This is a genomic window from Kitasatospora sp. NPDC085895, assembly GCF_040702125.1.
Taxonomy (GTDB): domain Bacteria; phylum Actinomycetota; class Actinomycetes; order Streptomycetales; family Streptomycetaceae; genus Kitasatospora; species Kitasatospora arboriphila.
This window is the reverse complement of record NZ_JBFBJY010000043.1, coordinates 1-15231: the sequence shown is the minus strand read 5'-3', so window position 1 is coordinate 15231 and position 15231 is coordinate 1. Positions and strand designations below refer to the sequence as shown.

At 77.2% G+C, this 15231-nt stretch carries 12 protein-coding genes and 1 pseudogene; 9 read left to right on the top strand and 4 right to left on the bottom strand.

The features are described from left to right. Positions 1-31 precede the first annotated feature (31 nt). From AB0442_RS24600 to AB0442_RS24575, 6 genes are all read left to right on the top strand, one after another. Positions 32-1879, top strand: coding sequence for a GDSL-type esterase/lipase family protein (locus tag AB0442_RS24600; RefSeq protein WP_366165352.1), 1848 nt, complete (start codon positions 32-34; stop codon positions 1877-1879). Positions 1880-1925: 46 nt separating this feature from the next. Further along, on the top strand, positions 1926-2447 hold the full coding sequence (locus tag AB0442_RS24595; protein ID WP_366165350.1) for a nucleoside 2-deoxyribosyltransferase domain-containing protein: 522 nt from the start codon (positions 1926-1928) through the stop codon (positions 2445-2447). Positions 2448-2608: 161 nt separating this feature from the next. Continuing rightward, the gene (locus AB0442_RS24590) at positions 2609-4675 is read left to right on the top strand and encodes a family 20 glycosylhydrolase (protein ID WP_366165348.1); all 2067 of its coding nucleotides are present in this window, start codon (positions 2609-2611) and stop codon (positions 4673-4675) included. 236 nt (positions 4676-4911) lie between these two features. Continuing rightward, a complete protein-coding gene (locus AB0442_RS24585; RefSeq protein ID WP_366165346.1) occupies positions 4912-5619 on the top strand; it encodes an N-acyl homoserine lactonase family protein in 708 nt (235 codons plus the stop codon). Positions 5620-5683: 64 nt separating this feature from the next. Further along, a complete protein-coding gene (locus AB0442_RS24580) occupies positions 5684-5872 on the top strand; it encodes a hypothetical protein (protein WP_366165344.1) in 189 nt (62 codons plus the stop codon). 155 nt (positions 5873-6027) lie between these two features. Further along, positions 6028-8433, top strand: coding sequence for a SpoIIE family protein phosphatase (locus tag AB0442_RS24575; RefSeq protein WP_366165343.1), 2406 nt, complete (start codon positions 6028-6030; stop codon positions 8431-8433). 105 nt (positions 8434-8538) lie between these two features. On the opposite strand, the gene AB0442_RS24570 is transcribed toward AB0442_RS24575, so the two are convergent. Next, complete coding sequence (locus AB0442_RS24570) at positions 8539-9894, bottom strand: PHB depolymerase family esterase (RefSeq protein ID WP_366165342.1); 1356 nt, start codon at positions 9892-9894, stop codon at positions 8539-8541. Between the two features lie 27 nt (positions 9895-9921). Between AB0442_RS24570 and AB0442_RS24565 the strand changes: the two genes are divergently transcribed. After that, positions 9922-11082, top strand: coding sequence for a helix-turn-helix domain-containing protein (locus AB0442_RS24565; protein ID WP_366165341.1), 1161 nt, complete (start codon positions 9922-9924; stop codon positions 11080-11082). A 109-nt stretch (positions 11083-11191) separates the two neighbouring features. Here the strand turns inward: AB0442_RS24565 and AB0442_RS24560 are convergent, their stop codons facing one another. After that, positions 11192-12148, bottom strand: a complete 957-nt coding sequence (locus AB0442_RS24560) for an alpha/beta hydrolase (RefSeq protein ID WP_366165340.1) — start codon at positions 12146-12148, stop codon at positions 11192-11194. Positions 12149-12371: 223 nt separating this feature from the next. After that, positions 12372-13193, bottom strand: coding sequence for an NAD(P)H-binding protein (locus tag AB0442_RS24555; RefSeq protein ID WP_366165339.1), 822 nt, complete (start codon positions 13191-13193; stop codon positions 12372-12374). A gap of 99 nt (positions 13194-13292) precedes the next feature. Here AB0442_RS24555 and AB0442_RS24550 point away from each other — a divergent pair, with 99 nt between their 5' ends. Next, entirely contained in the window at positions 13293-13889 is a 597-nt protein-coding gene (locus tag AB0442_RS24550) for a TetR/AcrR family transcriptional regulator (RefSeq protein ID WP_366165338.1), read from the top strand. 26 nt (positions 13890-13915) lie between these two features. Here the strand turns inward: AB0442_RS24550 and AB0442_RS24545 are convergent, their stop codons facing one another. Beyond that, the gene (locus tag AB0442_RS24545) at positions 13916-14281 is read right to left on the bottom strand and encodes a three-helix bundle dimerization domain-containing protein (RefSeq protein ID WP_366165337.1); all 366 of its coding nucleotides are present in this window, start codon (positions 14279-14281) and stop codon (positions 13916-13918) included. A gap of 456 nt (positions 14282-14737) precedes the next feature. Between AB0442_RS24545 and AB0442_RS24540 the strand changes: the two are divergent. Then, positions 14738-15231: pseudogene (locus tag AB0442_RS24540) on the top strand (hypothetical protein); the annotation flags it as partial.

Here is a 15231-nt window from a genome sequence, read left to right as displayed (position 1 = left end):
CCGCGGACCTACAGTGACGTCGAGGGATGCCGTGAACCGCCTCCGGGTGCGTCCGGCTGCCGGCCCGACGGCCGCGTTGACCGTCCTGTCGGTGGTGGGCGCCCATCTGCTGTCCCCGGGTGCCGCGCCGCCGGGCGCCGCCGCCGAGGGCGCTGCCCCCTTGGCCGCGCTCTACGACAACGCCGCAGTCACCGCCGGGAGCGCCCCCGCCGGGGACCTGGACGGGAGGGGCGGCAGCCTCGCCGAGGCCGACCTGGCGGCGGCCGGATGGGCACGGGGCGCGCGGATCACCGTCAACGGCACGACCTACACCCGCGCCGACGTGGCACCCGGCCGGCCCGACAACGTCCTCGCGGCGGGCCAGGACGTGGCCCTCTCGGGCCGCGGCAGCGCCCTGGGCTTCCTCGCCACCGCCACCGGCGGCCCTGCCACCGGCACCGGCACGGTGCGCTACGCCGACGGCACCAGCAGCGGCTACGAACTCACCGTCGGGGACTGGGCGGCCGGGAGCACCGCGGCGGCGGCGCTGACCCTGCCGCACCGCCACACCCCGGCCGGCACCGTGCCGGAGCAGGCGCGGCTCTACACGGCGGCCGTCCCGATCGACCGCGGCAAGGCGGTCGTCGCGGTGACCCTGCCCCGGCTCCGCGACGACCGCCACGACCGCGCCCCGGCACTCCACGTCTTCGACCTCGCCGTCCGCAACACCACGGACGCGCCGGGCGGCCGGGTCTGGGAGGCCGCCTGGACGGCGTCCCCGGGCACCGCGTCCGCCGTGCCGGAGCCCGACGGCTGGACGGACCGCACGCTGCGGATGGTCGTCCACCCGAACCTGGCCGGGCGGACGGTCCGGATCAGGCTGACCAACGCCCTCTCGCCCGTGCCGGTCACCTTCGGCCGGGTGACGCTCGCCGTCCGGGCCGACCACGGCACCGCCCGGGCGGCGCCCGTCCCGGTGACCTTCGCCGGGCGGACGCGGACGACCGTCCCGGCCGGCGGCGACGCCTACGGCGACCCGGTCGACCTCCCGGTCGCCGAGGGAGACGAACTGCTGGTGAGCATCCACCTGCCGGGCCGCGTCCTGGTCGCGCCCCGCCACGTGTGGGCGCTGAGCACCTCCTACACCACCGCGGCCGGCGCGGGCGACCACAGCACCGACACCGGCGGCGCCGCGTTCACCCGGCCGATCCCGTACTGGGCCTTCCTCACCGGCGTCGACCTCGCCACCGCGGACGGCCGCGGCACCCTCGTCGCCCTCGGCGACTCGCAGACCGACGGCGCCCACACCCGACCCGACGCCGACCACCGCTGGCCCGACCTCTGCGCCGCGGACCTGCGCCGCACCGCCCCCGGCACCGGCATGGCCAACGCCGGGCTGTCCGCCAACTCCCTGCTGACCGACAGCACCGGCGCCGCCGGGCCCGCCGCGCTCAACCGCCTCGACCGCGACGTCCTCGCCCAGCCGGACGCCCGGACCCTCGTCCTCTACGAGGGCATCAACGACATCACCCTGCACGACGCCTCCGCCCGGGACCTGATCGCGGGCATCCGGCGGATCACCGCCCTGGCGCACGCCCACGGCCTGCGGGTGGTCGTCGCGACGATCCCGCCCTTCGGCGGCAGCACCCTCTGGACGGAGGAACGGGAGGAGGTCCGACAACGGGTCAACTCCTGGATCCGGTCCTCCCGCGACATCGACGCCCGCACCGACTTCGACCTCGCGGCACGCGACCCCGCCGCCCCGGAACGGCTGCGCGACGGCGTCCACGACCCGCGCGACCACCTGCACTTCAACGACACCGGCACCCGGCTGCTCGCCGACACCCTCGCGCCCGCCCTCGCCGGGGTGCTCACCCGCGGCGCCCCCTCCGGCCGGTAGTCTCGCCCCGCACGGGCGAGCGCGGAACGGCGGCGGAGGGGCAACGATGACGGGCACCGTCCGACAGGTGTGGGCACGCGAGGAGATCCCGTCCGGCCCGAGCGTCTTCCTCGCCGGACCGACGCCGCGGGCGGCACGGGTGGCGTCCTGGCGGCCGCAGGCCGTCGACCTGCTCGCCGAGCGGTGGGACGGGCCGCAGCCGCTGACGGTGCTGCTCCCGGAGGACCGCGGCGGCTTCCGCGCCGCCGACTACGACCACCAGTTCGCCTGGGAGACCGCCGCCCGGGCCGGCGCCACCGCGATCCTCTTCTGGATCCCGAGGGACCTGCGCACCCTGCCCGGCTTCACCACCAACGTCGAGTTCGGACACGACGTCACCACCGGGCGGACGGTGCTCGGCTGCCCGCCCGACTGCCCGAACCCCGAGCGCAACCGCTACCTGCTGCACCTCGCCCGGCACTACGGCGCACCCGTCCGCGAGACCCTCCCGGAGACGGTGGCGGCGGCCCTCGCCCTGGTGACGGCCGCCGCCGGGGCCGATGCGTCCGCGGCCGAACGACGCCGGTGACCCGCCGCGCCGGGCCGCAGCCGCTGCCATAGGGTGATGCCGTCGCAGGCCCGGTGCCGACCGAACGGGACACCCCTGCGGCCGGGCCGCGGCCCGTCCCACGGTGCGTCAGGACCGCACCCGCGGGCACGTCAGGGCCCGGACCAGCAACGGAGGACGCCATGCCCCGCTCCGCGCCCCGCCGCCCGCAGCCCGCGCGCAGCGGCACCCCGCACCGGCGGCCGTCGGCAGTGGCGCTCGCGGCGGCCGCCCTGGCACTGACCGTGCTCGGCCTGCCCGCACCGACCGGTCCACGGGCCGCGCAGGCCCCGGCCGCGGCCACGATGGGCAGCGGCCTCGTGCCCCGGCCCGTCCTGGTGCAGCCGGACCCGGCGACCGGCTACCCGCTCACCGCGCAGACGGCGATCACCACCGAGGCCGGCTCCGCCGAGGCCGCACGGATCGGTACCCGGCTGGCGGAGCTGCTGCGCCCGGCCACCGGCTATCCGCTGACCGTCCGGACGGCCGCGTCGGCGGCCGCGCCCGCCGACGGGATCGCCCTGCTGCTGACGGGCGCCGACCCGTCCGTCGGCCCCGAGGGCTACCAACTGGACGTCACCGCCACCGGCGTGGTGATCCGGGCCGCACAGCCGCAGGGCCTGTTCAACGGGGTGCAGACGCTGCGCCAGCTGCTGCCCGCACCGATCGAGTCGGCCACCGTGCAGCCCGGCCCGTGGACCGTCCCCGGCGGGCACATCGTGGACCACCCCCGCTACCCGTACCGCGGAGCGATGCTGGACGTGGCCCGGCACTTCTTCACCGTCGCCCAGGTCGAGCGCCACATCGACGGACTCGCCCGCTACAAGATCAACCACCTGCACCTGCACCTGACGGACGACCAGGGCTGGCGGATCGCCGTGGCCGGCCGGCCCGAACTGACCTCGATCGGCGGCTCCACCCAGGTGGGCGGCGGCCCCGGCGGCCACTACACCCAGGACGACTACCGGGCGATCGTCGCGTACGCCGCCGCGCAGAACATCACCGTCGTCCCCGAGGTCGACCTGCCCGGCCACATCAACGCGGCCCTCGCCGCCACCCCGGAGCTGAACTGCGACGGCCAGGCCCCGCCGCCCTACACCGGCACCGACGTCGGCTTCAGCTCGCTCTGCCTGAGCACCCCGGCAGGGCGGGCGGCCGCCGAGGAGTTCGTCGACGACGTCGTCGGTCAGCTCGCCGACCTCACCCCCGGCCCCTACCTCGCCATCGGCGGCGACGAGGCGCACACCACCGATCCCGCCCAGTACGCCGACTTCATGACCTGGGTGCAGCAGGACGTCGCCCGGCACGGCAAGACCGCCGCCGCCTGGAACCAGATCACCGGCGCGACCCTGCAGCCGTCCACCCTCGTCGAGGACTGGGACACCACCGGCGACGACCCCGACCTCGCCGCGGCGGCCGCCGCCGGCACCGGCCTGATCATGGCCCCGGCCCGGTTCGCCTACCTCGACCAGAAGTACACCGCCGGCACCGTCCTCGGACAGCGCTGGGCCACCCCCTCCGGCCTGGAGGTCCGCACCGCCTACGACTGGGACCCGGACGGCTACCTCCAGGGCGCGCCCGCCTCCGCCGTCCGCGGCGTCGAAGCCCCGCTGTGGACGGAGACGGCCGCCACCCCGCAGGACCTCGACCACCTCAGCCACCCCCGGCTGCCCGCCCTCGCCGAGCTCGGCTGGTCGCCCGCCGCCGCCCACGACTTCACCGACTTCGCCCGCCGGATCGCCACCCACGGCCCCCGCTGGGAACTGCTCGGCATCCGCTACTACCGCTCGCCGCAGATCCCCTGGCCCGCCGCCCCGGCCGGCCCCACCGGCCCCACCGGGCCGGTGACCGCCGGAGCGGGCCGCACCTGCCTCGCCGTCACCGGCGGCCGGACCGCCGACGGCACCCCGGTCGACAGCCGGACCGCCTGCGACGCAACCCCCGCCCAGACCTGGACGCTCGGCGACGACGGCACGCTGCGCGCCCTCGGCAAGTGCCTCGACGCCACCGGCGGCGGCACCGCCAACGGGACCTCCGTCCGGCTCTGGACCTGCAACGGCACCGGCGCCCAGACCTGGCAGTGGAGCTTCGGCGCGGGGCCCGCGCTGCTCAACCCCGCCTCGGGGCGCTGTCTCGACGCCACCGCCTCCGGCAGCCTCCGCCTCTACGACTGCGGCAGCACCGCGGCCCAGGTCTGGCACCTGCCCTGACCCGCGGCCGGCCCGCCCACGGCGGCGCCGGACACCACGGCGGTGCCGGACGCCGTGGGGGTGGCAGACACCGTCCCGGCGGAACGACCAGTGGTGCGCGCCGGCGAGGTGCTCCGCTGACGCCCCGTCGACGGCCCGGGTCCGGGTCTGTGCCCGGGATCGGGGCCGGGGCCGGGGCCGCGTCCGCCGTCGGCGGACAGCCGGACCAAGGCGCGCCGGGCTGCCAGGCTGGCGGGATGGAGAACACCGTCGTCCACCGCCTCGACCTCGGGTACATCGTCCGTCCCGCGTCCGAGACCGGCGGCCCGCAGCCGCGGGTCGAACCCGTGCTCGCCTACCTGCTGCGCCACGGCGGGGAGCTGATCCTCTTCGACACCGGCATCGGGGCAGCCGGCCCGGAGACCGAGGCCCACTACCGGCCCCGGCGGCGGCCGCTGCAGGCCGCCCTCGAAGGCGTCGGCGCCCGCCCGGAGGACGTCTCCCTGGTCGTCAACTGCCACCTGCACTTCGACCACTGCGGCGGGAACCCGCTGCTGCCCGGTCGGCCGATCCTGGTCCAGTCCGCGGAGCTGGCCGCCGCCCGCACCGGCGGCCACACCGTCGACGAGCTCGTCGACTTCCCCGGGGTGCGGTACGAGGAGCTCGCGGGCGAGGCCGAGATCCGGCCCGGCCTCCTCGTCGTCCCCACCCCCGGGCACACCGAGGGCCACCAGTCGCTGGTGGTCCGCAAGGGCGACGGGACGGTGGTGCTCGCCGGCCAGGCGCACGACTCCGCCTCCGAGTTCTCCTCCGACCACCTCGCCCGCCGGGCGGCCCTCGACGGCGTGCAGCCGCCGCTCCCGGGCCACCGGCCCTGGCTGGACAGGCTGCTGGAGCTCGACCCGCGACGCGTGCTCTTCGCCCACGACAGCTCCGTCTGGGAACCGCCCGGCCACGCCGGGTGACCCCGGCGGCCGGTCGCGGGCTCGCCCCCGTCCGTTGTCAGTGGTGACGCATAGTGTCGTCGACATGAGCCCGACCACCCTCGCCGCCCACCGTCCCGCCACCTCCGCCGAGCTGCCCGCGCTGCTCGCCGACCGGCCCGCACCCCGGCCCGCACCCCGGCACGCGGCCGCCGTGACAGCCGGTGCCCGCGTGCTGCCGCTGTGGGCCTCGCCGCTGGCCGCCACCGGCGTCCGGCCCCGGGCCACCGCCTGAGCCGCCGGGCCCGCTCCTGCTCCCGCCCGACCGCGCTGGCCCGCCCCCGCCCTCACCGGCCGTAGTCGATCCGGCGCGCGAACAGTGCGCCGACTCGCGCCGCAGTGGGAATACCCATACTGGAGGAAGCGGTCCGTGACCTGTGGAGGAGCAGGATGGGCGATGCGGGAGGCCTCAACGGCGGCGGGGTCCTCGACGACGTCGTGACCGCCGTGATCGACGCGCAGGGGACGGTTCTCGCCTGGTCGGCCGCGGCGGAGGAGCTCACCGGCCGCACGGCCCGGCAGACCTGCGGACGGCCGTTCGCCGAGCAGCTCGCCGCCCCGCAGCCGTCCGACCCCGCTGCCGCCGTCACCACGGGTGACGAACTGCCCGCCGTCGGCGTACTGCACCTGATCGGGCCGGCCGGCGAGGCCGTCCCCGTGCACTGCCGCCTGCTGCCGATGGAACACACCGGCGCCACCGGGAGCCGCCTCCTCCTCGCCGTCCGCACCGACCTCGCGCAGGAGTTCGACCAGGGCGCCGCGCTGCTGCGCGCCCTCCTCGCCCAGAGCCGGATCGGATTCGTGCTGCGCGGCACCGACCTCGTGGTCGAGCGGACCAACACCGGCCCCGGCACGCCGACCCTGCCGGGCATGCCCACCCTGCCCGTCGGCAGCACCCTCGCCGAGGTGATCGCCGGCCCGGACGCCGCCGGCGCCGAGAACCAGCTGCGGATCGTCCTGGAGACCGGCCGGCCCCGGGCCGCCCGGCAGCAGCAGGTCCGCTCGCTCACCGACCCGGGCAAGGAGTGGTCCGTCCTCCTCTCCGCCGTACGGCTGGAGGACCGGAACGGAAAGCCCGCGGGTGTCGCTTCGCTGCTCACCGACGCCACCGCCCAGTGGCGGGCCGCCCGCCGCCTGGAGCTGCGCCACCGTGCGGTGGCCGGCATCGGCGGCTCGCTGGACGTCGTCACCACCGCCCGGGAGATCGCCGAGGTCCTGGCGCCCGCCTTCGCCGACCTGGTCACCGTGGACCTCGCCGAGCCCGTCCTCACCGGCGACGAGCCGCCGAAGACCTCCGGCGGCGGCGACCTGCACCTGCGCCGCGTCGCCATGCACGCCGAGGGCGACACCGGCCCGCTCGGCGCGCTGCGCGACGGGGACGCCGTGCCGCGGCTGCCGAACCACCCACTGGTGCGCCGGCTCCAGGCCGGCGGCACGGTCGTCCTCGACCGGGCGACCCTGCTGGCGGGGCTCGCCGAACCCGAGCTGGTCCGCCTGATCGTCCCCGAGCGGGCCCGCTGCCTCGCCGTGGCGCCGCTCTTCGCCCGCGGACTGGTCCTCGGCACCATCGCCGCCTGGCGGATCGACCGGCCCGAACCCTTCGACGACGCGGACGCCGCACTGCTCGCCGAGATCGCCGCGCACGCCTCGCTCAGCGTCGACAACGCCCGCCGCTACGCGCGCGAGCACCGCGCCGCCGTCGCCCTCCAGCAGCGGCTGCTGCCGCGTGCCGCGACCCGCACCTCCGCCCTCGAAACGGCCGGCCGCTACCTGCCCGCCACCGACGGGGTCGAGATCGGCGGCGACTGGTTCGACACCATCCTGCTGCCCTCGCTGCGGGTCGCCCTGGTCGTCGGCGACGTCATCGGCCACGGACTGCACGCCGCCGCCACGATGGGACGGCTGCGCACCGCCGTCCAGACCCTCGCCGACCTCGAACTGCCGCCCGACGAACTGCTCACACGCCTCGACGAACTGGTCGCCCGGCTCGCCGCCGAGGCCGACCCGGCGCACCGCGACACCATCGGCGCGACCTGCCTCTTCGCGCTCTACGACCCCGTCGGCCGGCAGTGCACCCTGGCCAGTGCGGGCCACCCGCCCCCGGTCGTCGTCGACCCGGACGGCACCGCCCGCCCGCTGCCGGTCCGGCCCGGCCCGCTGCTCGGCGTCGGCGGCCTGCCGTTCGAAACCACCACCGTCGAGCTGGCCCCCGGCTCGCTGCTCGCCCTCTACACCGACGGCCTGCTCGTCCGGCAGGGCGGCGACCTCGACACCGCCGTCCACACCCTCGCCGACCGGCTCGCCGCGCTCGCCGCCACCGGCGGCAGCCTCGCCGCGATCGGCCGCGAACTGACCACCGGCCCCGCCGCGCCGGTCTCCGACGACACCGCCCTGCTGCTCGCCCGCATCCGCGCGCTCGGCACCGACGCCGTCGCCGAGTGGCAGTTCCCCGCCGATCCGGCCAGCGTCGCCGAGGCCCGCGCCGTCGTCGCCGCCCGGCTCGACGACTGGGGGCTCGACCACCTCGCCTTCACCACCGAGCTGATCGTCAGCGAGCTGGTCACCAACGCCGTCCGCTACGCGGGCGGGCCGGTCGGCCTGCGGCTGATCCACGACACCGTCCTGATCTGCGAGGTCAGCGACCCGAGCAACACCCAGCCCCGGCTGCGCCGCGCCCGCACCACCGACGAGGGCGGCCGCGGCCTGTTCCTGGTCGCCCAGCTCAGCCACCGCTGGGGCAGCCGCTACGGGCCGTCCGGCAAGACCATCTGGTCCGAGCAGCAGCTGGAGGAGTGAACGCGGGCCGGGACGGCGGCGGTGTCCGCCGGGGACACGGCGCACCGCGAGGGACGCGGGGGACTGCGGAGTCCCCGCGCCCCTCGCGGTGCGCCACCCACGGCGTCAGCCGAGGGCGCAGGGGGCGCCGTTGAGGGCGAAGGCGGTCGGGGCGGCGGTGTTGCCGGTGTGGGCGGCCTGGTAGCCGATCGACACCGAGGCGCCGGGTGCGATCGCCGCGTCGTACGGGGCGTTCCGCGCGGTGACCGCTCCCGAGGCCGGGCTGTACGTGGCGTTCCAGCCGGAGGTGATGGTCTGTCCGGTGGGCAGGGTGAAGGCCAGCGACCAGCCGTTCACCGCACTCCCGCCGGTGTTGGTGACGGTGACGGACGCGGTCAGGCCGGTGTTCCAGGCGTCGGCGGTGAACCCGACCCGGCAGGCCGCACCCGTGGGCGGGGTCGTCGGCGGCGTGGACGGGGGAGTGCTGGGCGGTGTGGTCGGCGGCGTGCTCGGGCCGGAGGCGTCCAGGCCGAAGAAGGCGATCGCCTGTGCCGCCATGCCCGCCGTCGGCAGGGTGTGGCCGGCGCCCTGCACGCTGACCGCCTCGACCGGCGGCCGGGTGTCGGCGCTGCCGTAGCGGGTGCGCGTCCAGCTGCTCTGCGGGTGGTCGGTGAGGACGGGGGCCGGGCTCACGCCCAGCACGTCCGTCCACTGCTTGATCTCCTCGCCGAAGTTCGGGTAGCGCAGGGTGGTGTCCTCGGTGCCGTGCCACAGCTGCATCCGCGGCCGCGGGCCGGTGTGGCCGGGATCCGCGGCGCGGACAAGGTCGCCCCACTGCGGCCCCGTCCGGCTGACCGTGCCGTTGGCGCACGCGCTGTTCCACGAGGAGCCGTCGGTGGTGGCGAAGCAGCCGAACGGCACCCCCATGAACGCGGCGCCGGCGCTGAACACGTCCGGGTAGTCGCCCAGCAGCACGTTGGTCATCATCGCGCCGGAGGAGGCGCCGGTGACGAAGATCCGGCCGCTGTCCACCGCGTAGTGCTGCTGCACCCAGCCGACCATCGACCGGATCCCCACCGGGTCGCTGCCGCCGTCCCGCCTCAGCGCCTGCGGCGAGGACACGTCGAAGCAGCCACCGCTGCGGGTCGCCGACGGGTAGACCACGACGAAGCCGTACCGGTCGGCCAGCGAGGCGAACTCCGTGCCCGAGTAGAAGGCCGGACCGGAGCCCGTGCAGTAGTGGACGGCGACCAGCACGGCGGGCCGCGGCGCCACGTTCGCCGGCACGTACAGGTACATCCGCAGGCCGCTGGGGTTGCCGCCGAAGCCGGTCACCTCGGTCAGGCCGGCCGCCCCGGCGGTCGGGGCCACCAGCAGCAGGGCGGCCAGCAGCGGGAGCACCGCCCCCAGCAGCAGGGCGGGCAGTGAGCGCAACCGCCGTAGGAGCGGGGCGGATCGGGCGTGCAGACGACTGTCGGGCATGTCCCTGTCCTTTCTAGACTGCGGGCTGTGAAGGGCTTGCTGCTGCGCTTGTCGGCCTTGGACGCGGATGCCGCCGCGGCCGTCCGGGTGATCGCCCACTACGAGGCGCTGCTGTCGGCGGGGGCGCTCGACGCCGCCGCCCTGGTGCGCTCCACCGCCGGACTCGCCGAGTGCCCGGCCGGCTGGCAGCCGGCCGGGGGCGGGCCCGTGCGGTTCGCGGCCGACGGCGGTGAACTGGCCGGCCCGCCCGGGCGGACCTCCACCGTCGCGGAGCTCGGCACGGCGGGCCGGGTCTGGCTGGAACGCCCCGGCACGGCAGGGCCGTTGGACGACCTGGTGCTGGAGTGGATGGCGATCGCCGCCCGGGTGGTGGCCGGTGGCACCGGGGCGTGGCAGGTCGCCGACCCGGCACTGGTGGAACTCGTGCTCTCCGGCCGGGAGGCGGTGGCCGACCGGGCCAGGGCGCTGCGGCTGCTCGGACTGGTGCCGGAACGGCCGCTGCGGGTGGTCGCGGTGGCGGGCGATGCCGGCACGGACGCGGGGGCGGAGGCGGCGGCGCTGTTCGGGTACGGCACCGTGCCGGGGACGGTCCGGGTGGCGAGGCTCGGGGCGGTCGGCGCGGTGCTGCTCCAGCAGCCGGGTCCGGACGGTCCGACCCCACCGGCCGAACTGCTGCGCGCCGCAGTGGCGGAACGCGGCCGCCGTGGTGGCGGACCGCGGCCGCACACGGGTGCACCGTCGAACGGGCGCGGCACCAGGGTCGGCGTCGGCGGCCCGGTGGACGCGCTGGCGGCCGGTGAATCGTGGCACCAGGCCCGGGCAGCCCTGCGGTTCGCCGTCGCGGGCAGTCCGGCCGAGGCGGTCGCCGACCACGAGGCGCTCGGCACCGTCGCCCTGCTCGCCGACCTCCCGTTCGAGCGGCTGCGCAGCCGCCCGGACGTCCGGGCCCTGGAGGACCTGTCCGGACGGGAGGAGAGCGCACCGGCGGTGGCGGCGCTCGCGGCCTTCTGCCGGACCGGCTCGCTGCGGCAGGCCGCGGCCGAACTCCACCTCCACCACAGCTCGGTGGCGGCGCGCCTGGCCAGGGTCGAGGAGGAGACCGGCTGGCGGCTGCGCGATCCGCAGGACCGCTTCCGGGCCCAACTCGCCTGGTACGCCTGGCGGCTCACCCGTTCCGCGGCCGACTGAACACGGGCAGGGCGGGCACCGGCGGGCCGGGTGTCGGCCGACCGGTCGTGGCCCGACCTCGGCCGTCCGGGTAACAGCGGTCGGCAGGCGGGCGGTGCGTGCCTCCCGTTCACCGGCCGAGCGCCCGGCGCAGCACGGCGACCGCCTCGGCCCGGGCCCGGCGGACGACGCCGGCGTGGGCCACCATCCCGGCGCCGTGGAACGTCCCCGGCAGCAGGTGGAGTTCGGTCGGCACGCCGGCCGCGAGCAGTGCCCGGGCGTAGTCGATGCCCTCGTCCCGCAGCGGATCGAACTGCATCACGGTCACGTGCGCGGGCGGCAGCCCGACCAGGTCGGCCCTCGCCGCGCGGGCGGGTGCGGCGAACCGGCCGGGGGCGGCCCGGCGGTCACCGGGCCGGCCGGGGCCGAGGTAGGCGGCCCAGGAGAGTTCGGCGTTCCGCCGGTTCCACACCGGGGTGTCGGTGTACTCGACGGCGCTCGGCGTGGCCAACCGGTCGTCCAGCGCCGGGCTGTGCAGCTGCTGCAGCCGGACGGCGGGACCGCCGCCGTCCCGGGCCAGCATCGCCAGCGCGGCGACCAGCCCGCCGCCGGCGCTGTCCCCGCGCAGTGCGAGGCGGCCCGGATCGGCGTCCAACTCGGCTGCCCGCCCGACGAGTCCGCGGAGGCCGGCCCAGCAGTCGTCCAGGGCCGCCGGGTAGGGGTGCTCGGGGGCCAGCCGGTAGTCCACCGACACGACCAGGGCCTGCAACTCCCGGCAGAAGGACAGGTTCTCCTCGTGGTCGACCTCCGGCGAGCCGAGGACGAAGCCGCCGCCGTGCACGGTGTAGAGCACCGGCAGCGGCCCCGGACGGTCCACCGGCCGGTAGGTCCGCAGCGGTACCTCCGGCGCGCCGGGCGGGCCCGGGACGAGGAGGTCCTCGACCTTCACCCCGGTGCTGTCGGCGCGCCCGCGGGCGGCCGCCAACTCGGCGGCCTGGGCGGCCCGGGCCGCGGCCAGGTCCGCGATGTCGACCGGCGCCCACAGCGCCAGCGCGGCGGCCAGCTCGGGGTCGAAGGCGTGGGCCATGCCGGTGCTCCCTCCGGGACGGGGATCGGGCCGTGCGGCGACCGCGCGGTGCGGGCCCGGGCGGTGCGGGCGGCGCCCGCCGGAAACCCTCGTGATCCGGCGGGCGCCCGGGAAGAACCGTCCCACGCCCCGGCGGCACCGGGCATCCGACAGGCGTCGGAGGATCCGCCTCCGCCACCCGACACCCGCGCGGGGCCGGGCCGCGACGAGGCGGTGGGTGCAGTCAGCGGAAGGCGGCGGCGTTGCGCACGGCCCAGGCGGCGAAGGGCTGCGGTGCACGGCCGAGGACGCGTTCGACGTCGGGGCTGACGCGCCGTTCGTCGGGGGTGGGTGTGCCGAGGACGGCGAGGGTGCCCTCGACGACGGGCGGCGGCATGAAGCGGGCCAGTTCGGCCCGGGCCTGCTCGGCGGTCTGCTCGTGGAAGGCGACCGGCGCCCCGATCGCCTCGGCGATCGCGGCCGCGCGGCTCCGGGGTGTGCTCGGCTCCGGCCCGGTGAGGACGTACGTGGCGCCGTGGTGGCCGTCCTCGCGCAGCACGGCCGCGGCGACCGCGGCGACGTCCTCGGGGTCGACGAACGGCAGGCCGACGTCGGCGAAGGGCCCGGCGGCCGCGCGGTGGGTGCGGATCGGCTCGGCCCAGGCGAGGGCGTTCGACGCGAGACCGCCGGAGCGCAGCACCGTCCACTCCGGTGCGCCGGCCGCCACCGCGGCCTCGAAGCGTGCGGCGTGCGCGTAGCTGTCCGGCCGGGTGGCGACGCCCTGCGAGGAGAGCAGGACGATCCTGCGCACCCCGGCGGCCCGGGCCCGGTCGACCAGGCCGGCCGGGTCCTCGCCCGCCACCAGCAGGAAGAGTCCCTCGGCCCCGTCCATGGCCGCCCGGACGGCGGGCGGGTCGGCCAGGTCCGCGGCCACGTGCCGCACGCCCGGCGGCAGCGGGTCCTCGGGCCGGCGGCGGGACACCGCGGTGACCTGCTCGCCGGCCTCGACCAGGTGCCGGACCAGCGCCCGGCCGACGTTCCCGGTGGCGCCCGTGACCACGATCATGGCTTCTCCCTCGTGACATATAGAAGTGAGTTGACTGACTCACTCGGTGAACGGCTGTGAGCCTAGCCCGCGGCGAGCGGGCTGTCTATAGTCAGTCGGGTGACTGACTCACCCGGCCTGTCGAGGGCCGAAGCCGCCGCCGCCAAGCGCCGCCGCCTGACCGCCGCCGCCGCTGCCGTCCTGCACGAGAAGGGCGTCGAGCGCACCTCGATCGCGGACATCGCGCAGGTCGCCGAGGTGCCCGTCGGCAACGTCTACTACTACTTCAAGACCAAGGACGAGCTCGTCGAGGCGGCGCTCGCCGAACACACCGGACGGTTGGACGCGCTCACCGGCCGGCTCGACCTGCTGCCCGACCCGAGGGAGCGCCTCAAGGGCCTGGTGGCGGCCTGGGTCGAACAGCGCGAGACCGCCGCGCGCTACGGCTGCCCCACCGGGACGCTCGCCATGGAGGTCGACAAGCGCCCGCCCGGCGGACTGGACGAGTCCGCGGCCCGGGTGATCCGCCGTCTCCTCGACTGGGCCGCCGAGCAGTTCCGGCAGCTCGACGCCCCCGACCCGCACGGGCAGGCCGTCACGCTGGTCGGCGCCTACCAGGGCATGTCCCTGCTCGCCAACGCGCTGCGCGACCCGGAGATCATGACCCGGGAGGGCGACCGGCTGCGCCGCTGGCTGGACACCCTGCCCGTCGACTGAGCTTCACCCCCGGTGGGGGAGCGGACTCAGACGCCGTCGGGCAGGCCGTCGGGCGGGACGTGGCCGCGCAGGTCCGCGGAGGGCGCGGCCGGTGCGGCACGGAGGCTGTCGACGGCGATGCGTTCCGCGAGGACGGGCACGAAGGCGCGGATCCGGCTGCCGTCGAAGCGGTGGAGCGCTTCGTCCAGGGCCCGGTCCACCGCCGCGGTGCCCGCGGTCGCGTCGAAGCGCTGGTGCAGCCGGCGGCCGACCGCGGCCAGGTTCGCCCGCTCCTTGTCGTCGCTCGGGTCGGGTGGGTCGGGCGGGTCGGGCTCCGGTTCCGCTTCCGGTTCCGGCTGCGGATCGGGTGCGGCGGCCGCGGCTGGCGGGTCACCGGGGACGTGCGGGTCCATGACGGCCTCGCGGGGCGTGGGACGGGGCTGTCGGCAGGTCCCCGCGTCCCGTCCGCGCCGCGCGGTCGGTGTCGGCCGCGACCGTGCAGGGCGGTGCGACCGGTGCGGTGGGCACCACCGCCGCGGGGGTGCAGGGGCGGTCGGGGGACACGTGCCGTGCCGGGACATGCGCAGACATCGGTGGCCGTCGCGCGGGCACGGCCGGACCGGGGCAGCAGGGCCGCGAGGACCGCGGTGCTCGCCCGGCACCTGTGTCGCTCATGGGTGCAGCCTTCGTCGGAGGCCGGGCGGACCGGGGCGCCGACGGCACCGCCCGGTGGGTGCGCCGACCCCTTGGTGCCAGCTTGGCACGCCCCGGCCCGCAGATCCTGTCGGCAGCACGCGGGCTGCCGTACCGCCCCGGCCGGTGCAACGCCTCCTGCACCGGCCGGGGCGTGCGATCAGTGCGCCGCCGCGGTGGCGGAGACCGAGGGGCTCGCCGCGGCGGTCGGCGTCGGGCAGCCGCCCGGCACCGGCGCGGTCGGCGAGGGCGAGGCCGAAGCCGTCGCCGAACCCGTCGGCGTGGGCGTCCCGGTGGCGGTCCCGGTCGCGCCGGCGGTCGCGGTGGCTGCCGGGGTCGGCGACGGACCGGCGGGCGGCGTCGCGGTCGCCGTGGCGCCGGGAGTGGCGCCGGGGGTCGCACCGGGAGTGACGCTCGGCACGGGCAGCGTCGGGCAGGCGGTCGGGCTCGGTGACGCACCGCCGGTCGGCGTGGCGGCCGGTGTGGGGCCGGGCTTCCCGGGCGTCGGGGACGGGCTCGCCCACGGCGAGGGAGTCGGCGAGGGGGTCGGCGAGGGCCGTGCGGGCGGCGCGGTCGGCGACGGGGTCGGCCGCGGTGTCGGCGGGTGCGCCGGACGGGACGGGGTCGGGAGCACGGTCAGCGGCGCGTCCGCCTCGGCCACCGTGCCGGA